The organism is Acinetobacter sp. 25-47-130 (genome assembly GCF_056779705.1).
Genome location: NZ_JBWYII010000014.1, coordinates 36,230 through 55,092 on the forward strand (window position 1 = coordinate 36,230; position 18,863 = coordinate 55,092).

Below are 18,863 nucleotides of genomic sequence, written 5' to 3' on the forward strand. Positions count from 1 at the left end.
CATTCTTTTTTATATCGCAGCTTGCCAAAAAGCTTCACCTGCTTGAATTGGATCTTGAGTTTCAGCGAGCGTATCAACCCAAACTTGGTATTGATGAATAATAGGGTGTTGGTTTGGGTGGAAATCAGCTTTAAACCAGTCTAAATATTCTCGTTTTTTTGCCGTTAAAATGCCATCTTTTCCAAGCAACCATTTCAAGCCTTGAGCAAACATTTTTAACCTTTCAATTCGAGTAAAGCCATCTTGTTTGAGAAGTCCATGTGTTCTTTGCATGGTAAATCCAAACATCATAAGCGTAACTAAAACCAAGGCGGTATAACGTGTAAGGTTTGAAGTCTGCGCCACTTCGATCATGACATCATAAGCTACATCGCGATGTTCCATTTCTTCAATACTATGCCATGCAAATAAACCACGGACAAAAGGATGTGCATGGGCCATCGTACTTTTATGACTGAAAAAGGTCGTTGCCATTAAAGCGGTTAAGTGTTCGCATGAAGCGGTAATCGCAATATTAAAACGATCAGGATACCTTTTTAACGCATGTTTGAAACGTTGATTGACTTGATGAATATATTTTTCAATTGGCATACCTTGCTCAATTAAAATTTTATTCATTTTGTCATGGGCAATACCGTGTTGCGCTTCTTGTTGAATAAAGTCTTTCACACGTTTGGCTAAGATAGGATCTTGAATATGCGGTTGAAATAGTCGGACACACTGTATGAAATATCGTTCTCCATCTGGAAATGTCAAACTCAAAGCATCAAATACACGTGTTTTAAAAGGATCGTTGTTAAACCAAAATCGTGGTACTTCGTTGAGTCGGAAATCAAGGTGCTTACGAATCACTGGATGGTATGTGGTAATTGCATTCATTTTATTTTTATCACTTATGCAGAAAGAACAAGTATGTAAAAAAATCACATTAAGGTCATTATCTCTACAGGACAAAAGAAGAGAGAAGGAGATTAAAACTGTAAGTAATGTCGGCTAAATCATCCGAATAAAAATGATTTAGCCAGTAATAGAAATACTATCGAGCTGCTTGCCAGAATGCTTCACCAGCTTGAATTGGATCATTGGTCTCGGCTAATGTTTTTACCCATACATCATATTGGGCAATCACAGGATGTTGGCTTGGATGGAAGTCTTTTTTAAACCAATCTAGGTATGGACCTTTCATTCTCGTTAACATGCCATTTCGACCGATAAACCATGGAAGTCCTTTGACGGTCATTTTGAAACGGTCTAAACGACTAAATCCGTCATACTTCAACATGATATTGGCACGATAAGTTGTAAATCCAAGCATCATGAAAGTTGTAAATGCCAAAGCAAATTGTCGAGTAAGTTCTGGAACATCACCGACTTGTTTCATGACATCAAAAGCCACATCACGATGCTCCATCTCTTCGATAGCATGCCATGCTAAAAGCGCGCGCACATAGGGGTGAGCATCTTCAAGGGTTGCTTTTTGACTATAAAAAGTATCAGCCATTAATGCAGTTAAGTGTTCGGCTGCAGCAGTCATGGCAATATTATATTGAGGTGAACGACGTGTCAGTTCGAATTTAAAAATTTTGTTAAGAACCTTAATAAATTGATCGACAGGCATACCTTGATCTTTCATGACCTGATTCATCTTGTCATGCGCAATTCCATGCTGTGCTTCTTGTCGAATAAAATCTGCGACGCGTTTTTGTAATTCAGGGTCTTTGATTTTATCTCTAAATAATCGAACTGATTCTATGAAGTAGCGCTCTCCGTCTGGGAAAGTTAGACTCAATGCATCAAACATACGGGTTTTGAATGGATCTCCACCAAACCAAAAACGAGGAATTTCTGAGAGCTTGAAATTGAGATTCGTGCGTACGACAGGATCAACCTGATATTTTACCAATGCGTTCATCTTATTTTCATTCATCCGCTTTAGATCGTTTAAGTATGTATGGCATTGGTCTGATTGTTTTGACAGTACTTGCCATTTTTTATACATTTTACGACAAATGAAAATGAATAAAGTCAATTTTGCCTAAAGGAATAGTGCATCGTGAAAGATATTCAAATACCCAATGGATATTTCCATTTATGGCAAACATTTATTCAAGTGAAACAGCTCGATAAAGAGATAAAGACTGCGTTAAATCAGGATGTTGATACGCTGAATAAAATTTTGGCAGCACCGATTGCCATGCAATCATCATATTCTTTTTTCTTAAAACTTAACTCTCTCACGCAGGTTTATTTGAATCGCGCCAATTATATTTTTGAAATGGCTCAATATGTGAAACCTGAGCATTTTGGTGTGCTTGGATATATGGCGACACGAAGTGAGACGGTGGCGGAAGCACTGAACTATATTTTAAGATTTAGCCGCTTGGTGATTGATGGTGAAGAGATTACACCCATGCAGATTCACCAGAACGGTGAAATACTGATTTTAAGCTGGCCGTTTATTTGTGATGACTATAATTTTATCAATGAGCTGACGAATGCCATGATGGTTTCATTGGCAAAGCAAATATTAGTGCATGATACCTTTCCACTGTATAAAGTGATCATGGCGCATGAAGCTATCGCACCATTGTATGAATATCAAAAGTTCTATGGTTGTCAGGTAGAGTTCAGCCAAGTTGAATATCAGTTTCAAATTCGCACTCAGGGGTTGCAGCTAAAACCCCAACAAGCAGATCCTTCACTTATGCAATTGTTGGTTCAACAAGCGGAAGAGGCGATTGCATCAAAACCCGTGCAATCGAGTCTTGATCGGCAACTCCACTTAATTATTGCTGAGTATTTGCGTATTCGTCACGAAGCGCCAAAGATTGAAGATATTGCGACAGAATTATGTTTGTCGGTGAGGACTTTGCAACGACAATTAAAAGATCGCGGAACATCATTTAAACGCATACTTGAGCAAGAGCGGATGTCACAATGTGAGCGCCTATTAAATCAGGGGCTAGAGTTAACGGATATCGCAGTGCAACTCGGTTACTCAGATCAGTCTGCGCTTGCTAGAGCATTTAAAATGTATAATGGAATAACGCTGTTGCAGTTTAAAAAACAACTTAAACAACGACCAACTCACCACCATAATCTAAGTTAGATTATGGAAATAAAAAAGGTAAGCATGTAGCTTACCTTTAAAGACTTAATTTTTATGCCAGTCTAAAATTGATTCATCTGTATTTTGGGATATCTAAAAGCAATGGAGAGTATAGCAATCACCGCTAAGATCCAGCAGTAAAAAACGTTTTGGATCATTTCCATTGGCGATAATTTTGCAATTGAACACGCCAATAATAATTGTGCGCCAAACGGAATTAAGCCTTGAACAACACAAGAAAAAATATCCAACAAAGCAGCCGAGCGTTTTGGGTCAACACCATATTCTTTAGCAACTTCACGTGCCATATCGCCAGATAGAATAATGGCAACCGTATTATTTGCCACAAAGAAATTAGACAAGATTACCAGAAGACAGATTCCGATTTCACCAGCTCTTTGCGTTCCCACTTTGAATAAACGCGTAAGTTGATAAATGCGTTGTATTAGCCACTCTAAGCCACCTTCTTTTCGCATAAGGGCAGAAATACCACCGAGTAACATTGAAAGCAATGCGACTTCAAACATGCCCAAAAAGCCATCGTAAATCGCAATATTTAATTTAAGTAGGTTAAAGTCGGGGGCTTGAATCAGACCGACGAGTCCAGACATAACAATGCCCAGCATAAGTACAGCCAACACATGTAATCGGGTAAAAGCCAAAGCAAATACAGCTAAATAAGGCAAAATCAGCCAAAAATTATAGTCATTGAAAGAAATTTGTTGCGTATCACGACTCATCACAAAATAAATCAAAATCGTGAAAAGTGCTGCTGGTACTGCAATCCATACATTGACTTTAAATTTATCTTTTAGTTCTACACGTTGGCTACGAGTTGCGGCGATAGTGGTATCTGAAATCATCGACAAGTTATCACCAAACATGGCTCCTCCAACCACAGCGCCAATCGCAACAACAGGATTTATATCGGTGACTTGAGTGAAGCCAAATGCGATCGGCGCACAAGCAGCGATAGTACCCATCGAGGTGCCCATCGCAGTAGCAATAAACGCTGAAATAACAAAGAGCATTGGCAGGACAAAAGCCGAAGGAATGAGAGATAAACCTAATTGTACTGTTGCATCAACACTACCAATGGCACTACTAATACTGGCAAAAGCACCTGCCAGCATAAAAACCATAAACATTAAAATAAGATTAGGATGGCTTGCCCCACGGAGAAACTCATCTATACCTGTATTTAATTTGCCACGATAAAGTAATACCGCAAGAATGAGGGCAGGGATAGCAGCAATGGGTGCTTTAATTTGGTAGAAGGCAAACTCAGTGCCAATCAGAGTGTGATAAATACCGCTGCCCAAAAAAATGGCTAAAAACACAATAAGCGGTAGAAGGGCAAGCGCTCGCGAAGAAGCTTTGCCTGAGGAGATTGTGGTCATAACATAAGAAATAAAAGAGTAAGCATGTATAGTATAGAACAGCTTTGGCTAATTCAGAAAAGTTAAAATGTAAGTGCTAAGCTATTTGTTTTTAAACATTTTTAATCAATAAACATAAGTTCATATAAATATTCATGAATTAGAAAAAACAGAAAAAATCGAGCTTTTTGATCATTGTTAAAAAAATCAAAACATTGATAAATATGCACTTGGAATACTTAACTGAAAAGAGTGTTTGGTGCTTTTCATCACACTCTGTTCAATGAGTAAAAAATAGCGTTACAATGGGCCGTCTTGTATTTTACAAAACCAACTCCTCAATTCTATACAATTCAAGGAAAGTACATCCCTATGTCACGTTTAGCCACACGATTTGCACAGCTTAAATCTCAACAGCGTAAGGCTCTAGTTTCTTATGTCATGGCAGGTGACCCTCATCCACACGTAACGGTTCCTTTGTTACATCAAATGGTGGAAGCAGGTGTGGATGTAATTGAACTTGGCTTACCATTTTCAGATCCAATGGCCGATGGTCCAGTGATTGCACTTGCGGCTGAGCGTGCATTGGCAGCCGGTACAAATACATTGGATGCATTGGAAATGGTCAAGCAATTCCGTGAAAAGGACACAGATACACCAGTGGTGTTGATGGGTTATTTGAATCCTGTAGAAGTCATTGGATATGAAAAATTTGTATCAACTGCTCATGACTGTGGTGTGGACGGTATTCTGTTGGTGGACTTACCACCTGAAGAAGCACAAGCGCTCGATGTTGTCTTGAAAAAGTTTGATATGGATCAGATCTTCTTGTTGGCGCCAACATCTACAGATCAGCGTATTCAACATGTCGCTAATCAAGCGAGTGGTTTTATTTATTACGTGTCTTTGAAGGGTGTAACAGGTGCAGCGACTTTAGATGTGAATGAAGCTGCTCAACGCATCGAAAAAATCAAGTCGATGACGGATGTACCTGTTGGTGTAGGTTTTGGTATTAGTGATGCAGCCTCTGCAAAAGCAATTGGAAGCGTAGCGGATGCGGTCATTGTTGGTAGTGCTTTTGTTAAACCATTTGCACAGACAACTCCTGATCAAGCAGTTGAACAGGCGGTCAATAAAGTCAAGGAGCTTCGAGCAGCGCTCGATGAGTTAGTATGAATCAAGAAGTTAAATCAGGGAAAACTTTAGCACCTGCAACACCTTGGACAGATCGTTCAGTACCAGGTATTCAAATCCCTGATCAACAGCAATCGTTAAAAGCGACGTTTACTGAGCCTACGATTGAATGTCCAGAATGTCATGCTCTGGTGACTCGTACGGCGATGTCTTTCAATGCTTATGTATGTCCTCAATGTGATGAGCATTTAAAAATGAAAGCACGTGACCGCTTAAATTGGTTCTTTGATCAAACCGCAAAAGAATTAGGTCAAGAGTTTGTTGCAAAAGACCCACTCAAGTTTGTCGATAGCAAAGCTTATCCTGTGCGTATGAAAGAAGCACAAGAGAAAACTGGCGAAACTGAAGCACTCGTGGTGATGGAAGGGCAAATCAAAGGTTTATCATTAATCGCTTGTGCATTTGAATTTGATTTCATGGGCGGTTCAATGGGTACGGTAGTTGGTGATCGATTTGTACAAGCAGCAGAGCGTGCGATTGAAACCAAACAGCCAATGATTTGTTTTGCTGCCTCTGGTGGTGCTCGTATGCAAGAAGGAATGCTTTCTTTAATGCAAATGGCACGTACATCAGCTGCGATTCAAAAAATGAAAGATGCTCGTATTCCGTACATTGTTGTACTAACTCATCCAGTATATGGTGGTGTGACCGCATCTTTAGCCATGTTGGGTGATGTGCATATTGCTGAGCCTAAAGCAATGATTGGTTTTGCTGGTAAACGTGTCATTGAACAGACTGTACGCGAAAAGCTAGAAGAGCCGTTTCAACGTGCTGAATTCTTGCTTGATCATGGTGTAGTCGATCAAATTGTTCATCGTCACGCATTACGTGATACAGTTTATCGTATCGTAGCGAAATTGATGAATTTGCCTTGAACCTCACTGCTCCACTCAGTACAGATAATTTACAAACATGGCTCGATTATTGGAGCCATGTTCACGTTACAGGAATTGATTTAGGGCTTGAACGCGTCATTCCTGTGGCTGAAAAATTGGGAGTTACACACCCGCAAGCGAAAGTCATTACCGTCGCTGGTACGAATGGTAAGGGTTCAACAACTACAACCTTAGCTTCAATTCTGAATGCTCAAGGATATCAAGTCGGTTTGTATCAATCTCCGCATATCTATCGTTTCAATGAGCGTGTAAAACTCGCAGGTCAGGAAGTTTCAGATGAGCTTCTGATCGAAGCATTTGTTCAAGTTGATCAAGCACGACGTGAATGTGATTTAAGTTTATCTTTTTTTGAAGCAACAACCCTTGCAGCTTTTGTCATCTTCAAACAACAGAAATGTGATGTTTGGGTATTGGAAGTTGGACTAGGGGGACGTTTGGATGTTGTGAATGTCGTTAATCCAAATGTTGCGGTCATTACCAATATTGGATTGGATCACACAGATTGGCTGGGTGACACCATTGAAAAAATTGCTTTTGAGAAAGCGGGTATTATTCGTCCAGATATTCCAGTCATTTTTGGTGGGCAACAAATACTTCCAACATCAATTCAGGATAAAGTCATTGCATGTAATGCGACGCTGTCATGTCTAAATCAGGATTATTTTTATCAAGCAAATGGTGATGGTAAAACTTGGACATTTTCAAGTTCAGCCCTGACCTTAAAATTACCATGTGGTCAGTTGGCCCTAGATAATGTTTCTACTGCCGTGGCTGCATTATTGGTCAGTGGATTGAAAATTTCTCAAACTGCACTAGAGCAGGGCATTATTCAAGCACATTTACCAGGTCGATTTGAAATAAGGGAAATCGCAGGAAAAACAGTGATTTTCGATGCGGGACATAATCCGCATGGTGTAGAATTTTTGTTAAAGCAATTGCGAAATTATTTAGAATACAATAAACAGTACACAGAAGTTATCGCTGTGTTTTCGATGTTAGCGGATAAAGATATAGATTCAGTCGTTAATTTATTGAAAAACACGGTATTTATGTGGAAAATTGCGCCGATGGATGTGCCTCGTGCAGCACCATTACAACAATTAGAGTCAGCGCTTCAAGGTGAGACAGTACAACAGTATTCAAATGTACAGGTCGCATTTAAATCAGCACTTGAAGAAACAAAAAATAATCAGCTGATTTTGGTGTGTGGTTCGTTTCATACCTTAGAGGCGGTCTGGGAGTATTTAGAGAATGTCAATGAATAACAAACAACGCTGGATGGGTGGTGTTGTTTTATTGGGTGGTGGTGTTTTATTGGCAGCATTACTTCTAAAAGGCAAAGAAGAGATCCACCAAAATAATGTTGAACAACCGGTTGAAGCTGTTCAACAAAAAAAGAATGAACCTGAAGCAGTACAACTTCAACCTCTCACAGTTGATGTGGAAACTGAAAAGCGTTTACTTGAAGAGCAACGACGTGCTCGTGAGAAAGCTGTGGCAGAGCAAGAGGCTCGTGCTGCTGAATATTTAAGAATGCAACAAGAGGCCGAAGCTGAAGCCGCACGTCGCGCTGCTGAAGAATATGCTGCAATGAATGCTCGTCGAAACGCTGCTCAGCAAAGTTCAGACAATATTCCTCCTGAATTGGTTGAGGATGAAGCTGAAAAGCAAAAGCGTTTGGCTGAAGAAAAACGCATAGCTGAACAGAAGCGTTTAGCTGAGCAAAAAGAACAACAGGCGAAAGCCTCAGAAGAACAAAAGCGTAAAGCCGAAGCAGAAAAACGTGCAGCTGAAAAGAAAGCAGCAGAGCAAAAAGCTGCTGAGGAAAAACGTAAAGCAGAAGAGGCGAAGAAGAAAGCTGAAGCTGATAAAAAAGCTGCAGAAGAGAAAAAACGCAAAGCTGCTGAAGAAGCGAAGAAAAAAGCTGAGGCAGAAAAAGCTCGTGATCTGCTGGAAAATGGAGATCGTCAATGGATGGTTCAAGTGGCATTGGCTGCGAATGAGGCGAATGCAGATGCGCTTGCGGCTAAGCTTCGTGCCAAAGGATATAAGGTAACGAAGAGTCCAACGTCGAAAGGTATTCGAATTATGGTTGGTCCATCTAAAGATCGTGATTCGGCAGATGCGTTACGTAAGAAAATTAACAGTGATGCAAGTTTAAATATGAAATCAGCATGGGTGATTGATTGGGTACCACTGGATAAGCGTCAATAGTTTCTTGCTTTGTTTTAGAAAAAAGGATTCAAACTATAATTTGAATCCTTTTTTAAATTAATATGTTAAAGAATATAAGCCATAATCAAAAAAAGCCTATCTGAGGATAGGCTGAACGCTGAAACTTGATGGCTCGTCAAAATTAATCAAGATCAGGTTGAGGTGTTAAACGTAGATAAGGTGTCACTGCCTTGTACCCTTTAGGGAAGCGTTGTTGAATTTCATTTTCGTCTTTAATAGAGGGAACAATCACAACATCTTCACCATGCTGCCAGTTTGCAGGGGTTGCCACTTTATAGTTATCTGTTAACTGTAATGAATCTATAACACGTAAAATTTCATGGAAATTGCGACCAGTTGACGCTGGATACGTAATAATCAAGCGTACTTTTTTATTTGGATCAATGATCACAAGAGATCGGACGGTTAGGGTCTCGCTGGCATTGGGATGGATGAAATCATATAAAGTCGAAACTTTACGATCCTGATCAGCAATGATTGGGAAATTTACCGTGGTAGACTGAGTTTCATTGATATCTTTAATCCAACCATGATGTGATTCAACATCATCTACAGAGAGAGCAATCGCTTTAACATTACGTTTTTCAAACTCGTCTTTTAGTTTTGCTGTAAAACCTAATTCCGTCGTACATACGGGAGTGTAGTCGGCAGGGTGTGAAAATAAAACTCCCCAATGATCTCCTAGAAAATCATAAAAATTAATTACTCCTTCACTTGATTGCTGTTCAAAGTCTGGAGTGGTGTCACCTAAACGTAATGCCATATATACCTCTATTCTTATCAAAACCTTAATGTGCTGAAATTAATATGGCGGAAACTATTTATAATTAAAAATAGTGTTTTTTTATTTAGTTATGAAAAAAACAGATTTATTTGAATGTCTGAAGGCAAATAAACGCTCATAAAATTGAATTTGAACGATATATATTTTTGATCAAATTTGCTACATTAACTCGCCGTTGCTCATGCGTCATGGAAAATAATCCAGAAATTTTTTGATTGCATTTGTTTAAAACCCTTGTACTTCAAATTTCTAGCACCATAATAACGTTTGAGAAAAATCATTTTGATAAGTAAGTTTTAGAGAGTCTATATGTTGGCAAGTCTGATCGGAGGAATCTTCGGTACTAAAAACGAGCGCGAATTGAAGCGTATGCGTAAAATTGTCGAGAAGATCAATGCGCTCGAGCCGACGATATCTGTGTTAAGTGATGCAGACTTATCTGCAAAAACAGAAGAATTCAAACAACGTTATAAAAACGGCGAAAGTCTTGATCGCTTGTTACCAGAAGCTTTCGCAGTATGTCGTGAAGCTGGTAAGCGTATTATGGGTATGCGTCATTATGACGTACAGTTGATTGGTGGTATTACCCTACATGAAGGTAAAATTGCAGAAATGCGTACAGGTGAAGGTAAAACCCTAATGGGTACTTTGGCTGTATATTTAAATGCAATTAGTGAACAAGGTGTTCACGTTATTACTGTCAATGATTATCTGGCGCAACGTGATGCTGAGTTAAACCGTCCACTTTATGAATTTTTGGGATTATCTGTTGGGGTGATTTACTCCATGCAAAATCCTGTCGAAAAAGCAGAAGCTTATCGAGCAGACATTACCTACGGTACAAACAACGAATTTGGTTTCGACTATCTTCGTGACAATATGGTGTTCTCGTTAGCCGAGAAAAAACAACGTGGTCTTGCCTATGCGATTATCGATGAGGTTGACTCAATCTTAATTGACGAAGCACGTACTCCACTTATTATTTCGGGTCAAAGCGAAGATTCCTCACAACTTTACGCGGCAATGAATGCGATTCCGCCAAAGTTACATGCTCAAAAAGAAGAAAAAGTTGCAGATGGTGGGCACTTCTGGATCGATGAAAAGCAACGTTCAGTCGAAATCACAGAAGCTGGTTTTGAAGCCATTGAAAGTGAACTTATTGCGATGGGATTATTGGCAGAAGGTGAGAGTCTATATTCTGCAGCCAACTTAAATCTTGTTCATCATGTGACAGCTTCTATTCGCGCACATTACTTGTATCAACGTAACGTGCATTATATTGTCCATGACGGTGAAGTGATTATTGTCGACGAAAATACAGGTCGTACGATGCCTGGTCGTCGTTGGTCTGAAGGTTTACATCAAGCGGTAGAAGCGAAAGAAGGTTTAGAAATTCAACCTGAAAACCAAACGCTTGCAACGACCACATTCCAAAACTATTTCCGTTTATACCGTAAACTTTCAGGTATGACAGGTACAGCAGATACTGAAGCTGCTGAAATGAAAGAAATTTATGGCTTAGATGTGGTGTTGATTCCAACCCATCGTCCAATGATTCGTAAAGATCTGAATGACTTAATTTATTTGAATCGTAATGGTAAATACAATGCGATTATTGAAGAAATTAAGAAAATTCATGAAGCTGGTGTTGCACCGATTTTGATTGGTACGGCAACAATTGAAGCTTCTGAAATCTTATCGGATAAACTGAAAGAAGCGGGTATCGCACACGAAGTACTGAATGCCAAACAGCATGAGCGTGAAGCGGATATTATTGCACAAGCCGGCTCTCCACGTGCCGTGACTATTGCGACCAACATGGCAGGGCGTGGTACGGATATCTTGCTCGGTGGTAACTGGAAAGCGAAACTGGCGAAAATTGAAAATCCAACTCCTGAAGATGAAGCACGTTTAAAAGCAGAATGGGAACAAAATAACCAACTGGTGCTGAATTCTGGTGGTTTACACATTATTGGTTCTGAACGTCATGAATCTCGTCGTATTGATAACCAATTACGTGGTCGTTCAGGTCGTCAAGGTGATCCAGGTGTTTCGCGTTTCTTCTTATCGTTAGAAGATGATTTGATGCGTATCTTTGCAGGTGATCGTGTCGTCGCAATGATGCGTGCAATGGGTCTGCAAGAAAATGAAGCCATTGAACATAAAATGGTGTCTCGTTCGATTGAAAACGCCCAACGTAAGGTTGAAGCACGTAACTTCGATATTCGTAAGAACCTGTTGAAGTATGATGATGTAAATAACGAACAACGTAAAATTATATACTCACAGCGTGATGAAATTCTGGCAGAAAGTACATTGCAAGAATACATCGAGTCAATGCATGAAGAAGTGATGAAAGGGGTGATTGAAACGTATATCCCACCTGAATCAATTCATGATCAGTGGGATGTCCCAGGTCTAGAATCTGCATTACGCTCAGACTTTAATATTGATCTTCCTGTGCAGCAATGGTTGGATCAAGATCGTCGATTAGATGAAGAGGCATTAGCACGTCGTATCACTGATGAGGTTTTACAACGCTATCGTGCGCGTCGTGAACAAATGGGTGCTGAATCTGCAGCAGTGTTAGAACGAAACTTTATGTTAAGTTCTTTAGATCGCCACTGGAAAGATCATTTAGCAGCGATGGATTATTTACGTCAAGGTATTCATTTACGCGGTTATGCGCAAAAGAATCCTGAGCAGGAATATAAGAAAGAAGCATTCAATCTGTTTGTAAATATGTTAGCTGTCATTAAGTCTGATGTTGTGACAGATCTTTCATTGGTACGTTTACCAACGCCTGAAGAGCTGGCAGAAATGGAAGCACAGCAGCAAGCTCAAGCTGAAGCGATGCAACTTTCACTTTCTCATGCTGAAGTTGATGGTATAACAGGTGAGCAAACAGTTAATACTCAAGAATTGGATCAGAATGAAGTTGAGATTACGCCACCTCAAAGCCGTAATGCACCTTGTCCATGTGGTTCTGGTTTAAAATACAAGCAGTGTCACGGTAAAATCTAAATTTCATGAAGCAGAACTTAGGTTCTGCTTTTTTTATTTTATTATAGTGCTTGGTCAGTTCATGTGAATAAGCATTGCCAATTTTCTCAGTTAATGCTATTTAATTTTGCATGATTGAATATATGGAAGCGACAATGAAAAAAATACTAAAACCGGCTTTATTTGCAGTTTTTGCTTTACCAGCTTTTGCATTTGCCAATACTGATACAAAAACTGTACCTCTAGCGAAAGTTCAAGCAGCTGCGGGTGTTACTCAAGCACAAACTGAAGTTAAAAATGACTCCACAACGGTGATAAGTCCTCGCACTGGTATTCGTTACACACTTGGTAATACAGCTGGTCGACCAATCATTCTTCAAACAGCTGCAATAGCACCAGCAACTCCAGCTACAGCAAATCGTATTGTTGCATCAAATCCAGCTCTTTCAAGTTCAAGTCAAGAAAAAGCAAAACAAGCCTTATTGGAACAAACTGTATCTAATTAATTTTAGAATTTCGTACAAAAGCCAGTCTTTGACTGGCTTTATTGTTTTTAGGGATCGAGATTCATTTCAAATCATTCATTTCAATCAACCCTAATGCCTTATTCACTCGATTTTTTTTCTAATTTCTAATAAGCTTAGCCATCATTTTTTTTAATTCGGACAATCAAAAATGGCGGTGGGTGACGTATCAATGCCACAAATGCATGTGGTAAAGGGTGTAAGAATTGGCTCAGCAGAAGCGTATGTACGTTACCCAAATCGACGTGACTTGGTTGTATTTGAATTTGCACAAGGCACTCAAGTTGCAGGTGTATTTACCCAAAATGCTTTTTGCGCAGCGCCAGTACATATTTCAAAACTGCATTTGTCTCAAACAAATCCACGTTACCTTGTAATTAATACAGGCAATGCGAATGCAGGTACTGGTCCTACAGGTATGAAAAATGCAAAGGACACTTGTGCTGAATTTGCCAAAATTGCTGGTGTAAATGAGAACGAGGTTTTGCCATTCTCAACAGGCGTAATTGGTGAACAATTACCAATGGAGCGTTTGATTGCTGGGTTAAAACCAGCATTTGAGAGTCTTGAAGATGATGTATGGTCTCAGGCAGCATCAGGTATTATGACGACGGATACTTTACCTAAGGGTGCTTCTGAACAATTTGAAATTGACGGGGTTGTTTATACAATGACGGGGATTTCAAAAGGTGCAGGAATGATCCGTCCTAATATGGCAACAATGTTGTCTTTTGTAGCGACAGACGCGCCTATTGCTCGTGAATTGGTTCAAAAACTATTAAAAACCACGGTTGAACAATCATTTAATCGCATCACGATTGATGGTGATACATCTACTAATGACTCTTGTATTTTTGCAGCAACTGGTCAAGCAGGTGGTGCTGAAATTACATCTAAAGAAGATGCTCGTTACTCTGTTGTTTTAGATGTACTTACACGTGTCATGAAGCGCTTGGCTCAGTTGATCGTTCGAGATGGTGAAGGTGCAACCAAATTTATAACTGTTTCAGTTGAAGGTGGTGCAAATACGCAAGAGTGTTGTGACATCGCTTACAGCATTGCACATTCACCTTTGGTAAAAACAGCGTTCTTTGCTTCTGACCCTAACTGGGGGCGTATCTTGGCTGCAATCGGTTATGCTGGTGTCCTAGATTTAAATGTCGACAAAATCCAAGTATGGTTAGATGATGTCCAGATCTGTAAAGATGGTGGTGCAGCGGCAGATTACACAGAAGAGGCTGGTGCTAAAGTAATGAATCAATCAGAAATTACTATCCGCGTTGATTTGGGCCGTGGTTCTGCCAAAGATACGGTTTACACCTGTGATTTGTCATATGATTATGTCAAGATCAACGCAGATTATCGTTCTTAAATAAATTAAGCCTCCTGTTGAGGCTTTTTATTTATCAAATTTTAATGATTGGTCAAATCCAATCGGTGTGTAATTGCTTATATCGATAAGCGCTATGGATAGAGATGCAAATAATGAATGATGCAACCAATTTAATTGCAAATGATGCGAAAGCAATTGTTCAAGCTCATTTAGACCTGATTGGTGAATCTAACAATCAAGATTTAACACCAGAGTTAAAGCAGCAAAAATTTGCTGAGATCCAAGCCGAATTGGAAAAGCGTAATGCGGTATTGGTTGCTCATTATTATTGTGATCCAGTCGTACAGGAGCTTGCGGAGCTGACTGGTGGTTGTGTTTCAGATTCACTTGAAATGGCACGTTTTGGGCGTGACCATGATGCGACAACACTCGTTGTGGCTGGTGTGAAGTTTATGGGTGAAACTTCTAAAATTTTATCACCTAACAAAACCATTTTAATGCCTACCTTAGAGGCAACTTGTTCGCTAGATCTAGGTTGTCCTGTAGATGAGTTTACCAAGTTCTGTGATGCTCATCCTGATCATACTGTTGTGGTTTATGCAAATACCTCAGCTGCGGTAAAAGCACGTGCAGATTGGGTAGTGACATCAAGTTGTGCTGTCGAAATTGTTGAGCATTTAGATAGTTTAGGTGAAAAAATTATTTGGGCACCTGATCAGCATTTAGGGCGTTACATTCAAAAGAAAACTGGAGCGGATATGTTGCTCTGGGATGGTTCTTGTATCGTACATGAAGAATTTAGAGCACGTGGCATCGCTCAGATGAAAGCCATCTATCCTGATGCTGCAGTTTTAGTCCATCCTGAATCTCCAGAATCGGTGATTGATGTTGCTGATGCAGTAGGAAGTACTTCGCAATTGATTAAGGCTGCAAAAGAACTACCGCATGAAACAATGATTGTTGCGACCGATCGCGGTATTTTTTATAAGATGCAGCAAATGGTGCCGAATAAGACTTTGATTGAAGCTCCTACGGCAGGTGAGGGAGCGACTTGTCGTTCTTGTGCACATTGTCCATGGATGGCAATGAATGAATTGGATGGCATTTTGCATGTTTTACGACATGGTGATCAAGAAGTGCATGTTGATCCCGCTTTAGCAGAGCGCGCTAAATTACCATTAGATCGAATGTTAAACTTTAGTGCGTCATTAAAGCGTTAATATTAGTCAAAATGCTTGATAAATATACATTTGAAGTGTTTTTTTGATTTTTTTTGAAGATAGGTGTTGACGTTATCCAGCGTCACGCCTAGAATGCACACCGTACCGAACGATACATCAAACGATAAGTTGAACGGTACGAAAGCTGAGATGAATCGGAGTATAGCACAGCCTGGTAGTGCACCTGGTTTGGGACCAGGGGGTCGTAGGTTCGAATCCTACTGCTCCGACCAATTCTTCAAGGCAAAGGTTTTCCAATGATCTCGCAATCATGGGTAATGCGCCTGTAGCTCAGTTGGATAGAGCATCCGCCTTCTAAGCGGATGGTCACAGGTTCGAATCCTGTCAGGCGCGCCATTGGTCGCTTGATTTTATAGAACCAAATTTTGTGATGGTGGATGTAGCTCAGTTGGTAGAGCCCCGGATTGTGATTCCGGTTGTCGCGGGTTCGAATCCCGTCATTCACCCCAACACAAACCGATGTAATCGGAGTATAGCACAGCCTGGTAGTGCACCTGGTTTGGGACCAGGGGGTCGTAGGTTCGAATCCTACTGCTCCGACCATTTATTTCATTATAAATGGTCAGATAAAATATACCGCGTTAAGCGGTTTTTTTATGTCTGATTTTTGCTGTTAAAAAAAGATCCTATCAGGATCTTTTTTTGTTGAAGGTTTAAGGCACGATAATAACAGCAACGCGTCTATTTTCTGCATGAGCAGCGTCAGTATTTGCAGTATTAATAGGTTGGGTTGAACCGCGACCAATGGTTTGGATATGAGCAGGTTTAAAACCCTCTTCGATAAAAATAGTGCTTACGCTTCGGGCACGGCTTTCAGAAAGTTTAAAATTATAATCTGGATTGCCAATAAGATCGGTATGACCGACGATACGGACTTTCTTTAAATTGTATTTTTGTAGTTGTGCTGCGAGATGTTGAATCTGTTCACGATTTTTTTGAGAGATTTCAGCCTGATCGAAATCGAAAAGAAGTCGTTCGGGGAGTCCTAAACTCCAGCCTTCCTCTGTGAGGACGAAACCTTGTTGTTTTAACATTTTTACTTGTTTATAGCTTAAAGATCCCATACCCAAGCATGCACTTAATCCTATACAAAGAATGCTCATGATAAAAAGTTTGAAACTACGATTGAGCATAGCTATTAATCCTCAGTAAAAATTCTATTGTTGAAATATGTGCCAATGATGTTTTAGATTCTTCGCTTTGTACATCGCTTGGTCTGCTTGAGAAATTAAGTCCTCAGGGGTATGAGCTTCTTTAGCCAAAGCAATACCAAGACTAAAACTAAAATGGATTGATTGTCCGTTATATTTTAAGGGCTCATCAGAACATTTTATAAGATTTTCGGCAATCGAAATTAAGTGATCAACCTGGCTGACAGGACTTAGGATAATTGCAAATTCATCCCCGCTTAATCTTGCGACAAAATCATTTTGACGTGTGTTTTGTTTTAATCGTTTTGCCATTTCTTTCAACACTTCATCCCCCACTAAATGACCATATTGATCGTTAATAGACTTAAATTTATTGTTATCTATAAAAATCAAAACAGTATTTTCACGTTTATCAGGCTGATCGAAAAGGTTACACAAAACTTTATAAAAGTAATGTCGGTTTGGTAATTGTGTTAATTCATCATGTTGTACTTGATAATTAAGCTGCGTATTTTCAGACTGTAACTGATTGTGCCAAGATTGAATTTCTTCTAACAGTTGATTAAATACTGAGTTTAGATGATGAAATTCTTGAATATCATTTTTTGGAAAGCGGAGATTGTATGCTTTTTGTTGACTCACTAATTGTGCTGTATGAATAATTGGTGATATAGAATTCATAATATGACGATAGGTTGCATTAACCGACCACCATAAGGCGAAAATCATAAAAAGCATACCTAGGATCAAGGCTAAGCAAATCTTGATAATGAATAAAATGATATCTTGAGAACTGCCGAATAGATGAAGCTCACCGACCAGTTGTCCATTGTGAGTAACTTCAATTTGAATCGGCTTAGAAAAAAATAATCCATCAAACCAAGTTTGAAGTTCTGAATGGCGATCTATCAGTTTGCTGCTTTCAGTGATTTTAACTTTATTGCTATCCAATACTTGGATAAGGCGAATTGAATGTTGTTGTGTGTACTCGTGTAGAATATTGTCTAAAGTGTATTTATCTTGGAAAACAAGAGCAGGTTGAATGCGTTCCGCAATTGTGCGACTCACTAAGGTTAAGTTTTGATTGGCGTATGATTTCACCGTAAAGATTGAAATCGTTGTAAAAATTAAAGTGCAGATCAAAAAAGTGATCGCAAAAATTAAAAATTGTGATCTTCTAAATAGTGATTGAAGAGAAGTTAATCCAAAAAATTTATCAATCATCTGAATTACTCCATTTCTGTGCAAGAAGTAATACACGAGGATCAACGTGGATTTTGGTTTTTGCAAGACTGTCTAAATTGACTTTAAATTTTGTAATACCTGCTTTATTGCTATAGAGACAGAAAACACTTCCAACTTCGCAATCTTCATTATTTGTTGAAAATGAGAGAATTGACTTATTTAGTGATTCTCGGATGAGTTTTTGTTCGACTGTTGGAGAAGATTTAGAGAAAAATATAACATCACAATTGGTCTTGTTTAATTCAGAATCATGAATATTTTGTGCTTTGATATTTGAATTTTGCTTTTGAATAGTTTGATTAAACTCTGCTAATGCCACAGTGTTATCAATTAGACATAAATCTGGTTGTGGAGATGAAATTTTGGCATAGCTCAAAATAGATAGAGTCATTTGATAAATGTTCTGGTTGGAATTGGCATGGCTAAAGCTGCACATCAAAAGCAGTAGGGAGATAAATACGGCTTTTTTGATTTTAAATATAGCCATTTAGTAACATAGTTCTAGTCAGTTAAATAATAGTGACTATTCTAATCTAATTTTAATAAAGTTAAAGTGTTCGATTTTTTATCAATATCATACTGAATGATGTGAATTTGACTATTAAATGCCCACTCAAAACTCATAATTTAAAAAAATACTAAAATATTGAAAAAAGAGGTTGCATTGGATATGAAATACTGTAGAATGCACATCCATCGGCGGTGATGTTGATTAAAACTTGTTGAAAAACAAGGATTTAGCTGAATAGGTTGGATCTAAGTTTTGAGA

The 18,863-nt window shown here is 39.1% G+C and carries 16 protein-coding genes and 4 tRNA genes; 13 read left to right on the top strand and 7 right to left on the bottom strand.

Translation table 11 applies throughout. The features are described 5' to 3' along the window. Window positions 1-9: 9 nt before the first annotated feature. Together AC1M83_RS13595 and AC1M83_RS13600 are read right to left on the bottom strand one after the other, a co-directional pair. Complete coding sequence (locus AC1M83_RS13595; RefSeq protein WP_180028607.1) at window positions 10-879, bottom strand: metal-dependent hydrolase; 870 nt, start codon at window positions 877-879, stop codon at window positions 10-12. Window positions 880-1,036: 157 nt separating this feature from the next. Continuing rightward, the gene (locus AC1M83_RS13600) at window positions 1,037-1,912 is read right to left on the bottom strand and encodes a metal-dependent hydrolase (RefSeq protein WP_035267930.1); all 876 of its coding nucleotides are present in this window, start codon (window positions 1,910-1,912) and stop codon (window positions 1,037-1,039) included. A gap of 141 nt (window positions 1,913-2,053) precedes the next feature. On the opposite strand from AC1M83_RS13600, the gene AC1M83_RS13605 reads away from it, so the two are divergent. Further along, a complete protein-coding gene (locus AC1M83_RS13605; RefSeq protein ID WP_481590896.1) occupies window positions 2,054-3,109 on the top strand; it encodes an AraC family transcriptional regulator in 1,056 nt (351 codons plus the stop codon). 62 nt (window positions 3,110-3,171) lie between these two features. On the opposite strand, the gene AC1M83_RS13610 is transcribed toward AC1M83_RS13605, so the two are convergent. Next, window positions 3,172-4,509 carry a Na+/H+ antiporter NhaC family protein gene (locus AC1M83_RS13610; protein WP_481590897.1) on the bottom strand — a complete coding sequence of 446 codons (1,338 nt, stop codon included), beginning with the start codon at window positions 4,507-4,509 and terminating at the stop codon, window positions 3,172-3,174. A gap of 351 nt (window positions 4,510-4,860) precedes the next feature. Here AC1M83_RS13610 and trpA point away from each other — a divergent pair, with 351 nt between their 5' ends. Genes trpA through AC1M83_RS13630 form a run of 4 tightly spaced genes read left to right on the top strand, consistent with a single transcriptional unit; the run spans window position 4,861 to window position 8,792 of the window. After that, complete coding sequence (gene trpA, locus AC1M83_RS13615) at window positions 4,861-5,664, top strand: tryptophan synthase subunit alpha (RefSeq protein WP_481590898.1); 804 nt, start codon at window positions 4,861-4,863, stop codon at window positions 5,662-5,664. After that, entirely contained in the window at window positions 5,661-6,557 is an 897-nt protein-coding gene (gene accD / locus AC1M83_RS13620; protein WP_035267924.1) for an acetyl-CoA carboxylase, carboxyltransferase subunit beta, read from the top strand. Before trpA ends, accD begins: the two co-directional genes overlap by 4 nt. Further along, a complete protein-coding gene (gene folC, locus AC1M83_RS13625; RefSeq protein WP_092768531.1) occupies window positions 6,554-7,843 on the top strand; it encodes a bifunctional tetrahydrofolate synthase/dihydrofolate synthase in 1,290 nt (429 codons plus the stop codon). Before accD ends, folC begins: the two co-directional genes overlap by 4 nt. Then, on the top strand, window positions 7,830-8,792 hold the full coding sequence (locus tag AC1M83_RS13630; RefSeq protein WP_481590899.1) for an SPOR domain-containing protein: 963 nt from the start codon (window positions 7,830-7,832) through the stop codon (window positions 8,790-8,792). Before folC ends, AC1M83_RS13630 begins: the two co-directional genes overlap by 14 nt. Before the next feature lie 142 nt (window positions 8,793-8,934). Here the strand turns inward: AC1M83_RS13630 and AC1M83_RS13635 are convergent, their stop codons facing one another. Continuing rightward, window positions 8,935-9,576: a peroxiredoxin gene (locus AC1M83_RS13635; protein WP_092768535.1), complete on the bottom strand. Its 642-nt coding sequence runs from the start codon at window positions 9,574-9,576 to the stop codon at window positions 8,935-8,937. Window positions 9,577-9,906: 330 nt separating this feature from the next. Between AC1M83_RS13635 and secA the strand changes: the two genes are divergently transcribed. The 8 genes from secA (at window position 9,907) to AC1M83_RS13675 (ending at window position 16,241) form a co-directional block, all read left to right on the top strand. Then, complete coding sequence (secA, locus tag AC1M83_RS13640; protein WP_481589533.1) at window positions 9,907-12,621, top strand: preprotein translocase subunit SecA; 2,715 nt, start codon at window positions 9,907-9,909, stop codon at window positions 12,619-12,621. A 134-nt stretch (window positions 12,622-12,755) separates the two neighbouring features. Next, window positions 12,756-13,106: a hypothetical protein gene (locus AC1M83_RS13645; protein WP_092768561.1), complete on the top strand. Its 351-nt coding sequence runs from the start codon at window positions 12,756-12,758 to the stop codon at window positions 13,104-13,106. Window positions 13,107-13,275: 169 nt separating this feature from the next. Beyond that, complete coding sequence (argJ, locus tag AC1M83_RS13650) at window positions 13,276-14,496, top strand: bifunctional glutamate N-acetyltransferase/amino-acid acetyltransferase ArgJ (protein WP_481590900.1); 1,221 nt, start codon at window positions 13,276-13,278, stop codon at window positions 14,494-14,496. Window positions 14,497-14,609: 113 nt separating this feature from the next. After that, on the top strand, window positions 14,610-15,677 hold the full coding sequence (nadA, locus tag AC1M83_RS13655) for a quinolinate synthase NadA (RefSeq protein ID WP_481590904.1): 1,068 nt from the start codon (window positions 14,610-14,612) through the stop codon (window positions 15,675-15,677). 156 nt (window positions 15,678-15,833) lie between these two features. Continuing rightward, window positions 15,834-15,910 (top strand) — tRNA-Pro (locus tag AC1M83_RS13660). Between the two features lie 47 nt (window positions 15,911-15,957). Continuing rightward, window positions 15,958-16,034: transfer RNA gene (locus AC1M83_RS13665), tRNA-Arg, on the top strand. Window positions 16,035-16,071: 37 nt separating this feature from the next. Beyond that, window positions 16,072-16,147, top strand: a tRNA-His gene (locus tag AC1M83_RS13670). Window positions 16,148-16,164: 17 nt separating this feature from the next. Then, window positions 16,165-16,241, top strand: a tRNA-Pro gene (locus AC1M83_RS13675). 110 nt (window positions 16,242-16,351) lie between these two features. Here AC1M83_RS13675 and yfiB read toward each other — a convergent pair. The 3 genes from yfiB to yfiR are packed head-to-tail and all read right to left on the bottom strand — an operon-like array spanning window position 16,352 to window position 18,581. Beyond that, window positions 16,352-16,831, bottom strand: a complete 480-nt coding sequence (gene yfiB / locus AC1M83_RS13680) for an outer membrane lipoprotein YfiB (protein ID WP_481590901.1) — start codon at window positions 16,829-16,831, stop codon at window positions 16,352-16,354. A 24-nt stretch (window positions 16,832-16,855) separates the two neighbouring features. Continuing rightward, complete coding sequence (dgcN, locus tag AC1M83_RS13685; RefSeq protein WP_481589531.1) at window positions 16,856-18,073, bottom strand: diguanylate cyclase DgcN/YfiN; 1,218 nt, start codon at window positions 18,071-18,073, stop codon at window positions 16,856-16,858. Further along, window positions 18,066-18,581: a regulatory sequestration protein YfiR gene (gene yfiR / locus AC1M83_RS13690; protein ID WP_481590902.1), complete on the bottom strand. Its 516-nt coding sequence runs from the start codon at window positions 18,579-18,581 to the stop codon at window positions 18,066-18,068. Before yfiR ends, dgcN begins: the two co-directional genes overlap by 8 nt. Window positions 18,582-18,863: the final 282 nt, after the last annotated feature.

Coding starts and splice junctions, on each gene's coding strand:
- AC1M83_RS13595 (WP_180028607.1), bottom strand. CDS start 879: ATGAATGCAATTACCACATACCATCCAGTGATTCGTAAGCACCTTGAT.
- AC1M83_RS13600 (WP_035267930.1), bottom strand. CDS start 1,912: ATGAACGCATTGGTAAAATATCAGGTTGATCCTGTCGTACGCACGAAT.
- AC1M83_RS13610 (WP_481590897.1), bottom strand. CDS start 4,509: ATGACCACAATCTCCTCAGGCAAAGCTTCTTCGCGAGCGCTTGCCCTT.
- trpA (WP_481590898.1), top strand. CDS start 4,861: ATGTCACGTTTAGCCACACGATTTGCACAGCTTAAATCTCAACAGCGT.
- accD (WP_035267924.1), top strand. CDS start 5,661: ATGAATCAAGAAGTTAAATCAGGGAAAACTTTAGCACCTGCAACACCT.
- AC1M83_RS13630 (WP_481590899.1), top strand. CDS start 7,830: ATGTCAATGAATAACAAACAACGCTGGATGGGTGGTGTTGTTTTATTG.
- AC1M83_RS13635 (WP_092768535.1), bottom strand. CDS start 9,576: ATGGCATTACGTTTAGGTGACACCACTCCAGACTTTGAACAGCAATCA.
- secA (WP_481589533.1), top strand. CDS start 9,907: ATGTTGGCAAGTCTGATCGGAGGAATCTTCGGTACTAAAAACGAGCGC.
- AC1M83_RS13645 (WP_092768561.1), top strand. CDS start 12,756: ATGAAAAAAATACTAAAACCGGCTTTATTTGCAGTTTTTGCTTTACCA.
- argJ (WP_481590900.1), top strand. CDS start 13,276: ATGGCGGTGGGTGACGTATCAATGCCACAAATGCATGTGGTAAAGGGT.
- nadA (WP_481590904.1), top strand. CDS start 14,610: ATGAATGATGCAACCAATTTAATTGCAAATGATGCGAAAGCAATTGTT.
- yfiB (WP_481590901.1), bottom strand. CDS start 16,831: ATGCTCAATCGTAGTTTCAAACTTTTTATCATGAGCATTCTTTGTATA.
- dgcN (WP_481589531.1), bottom strand. CDS start 18,073: ATGATTGATAAATTTTTTGGATTAACTTCTCTTCAATCACTATTTAGA.
- yfiR (WP_481590902.1), bottom strand. CDS start 18,581: ATGGCTATATTTAAAATCAAAAAAGCCGTATTTATCTCCCTACTGCTT.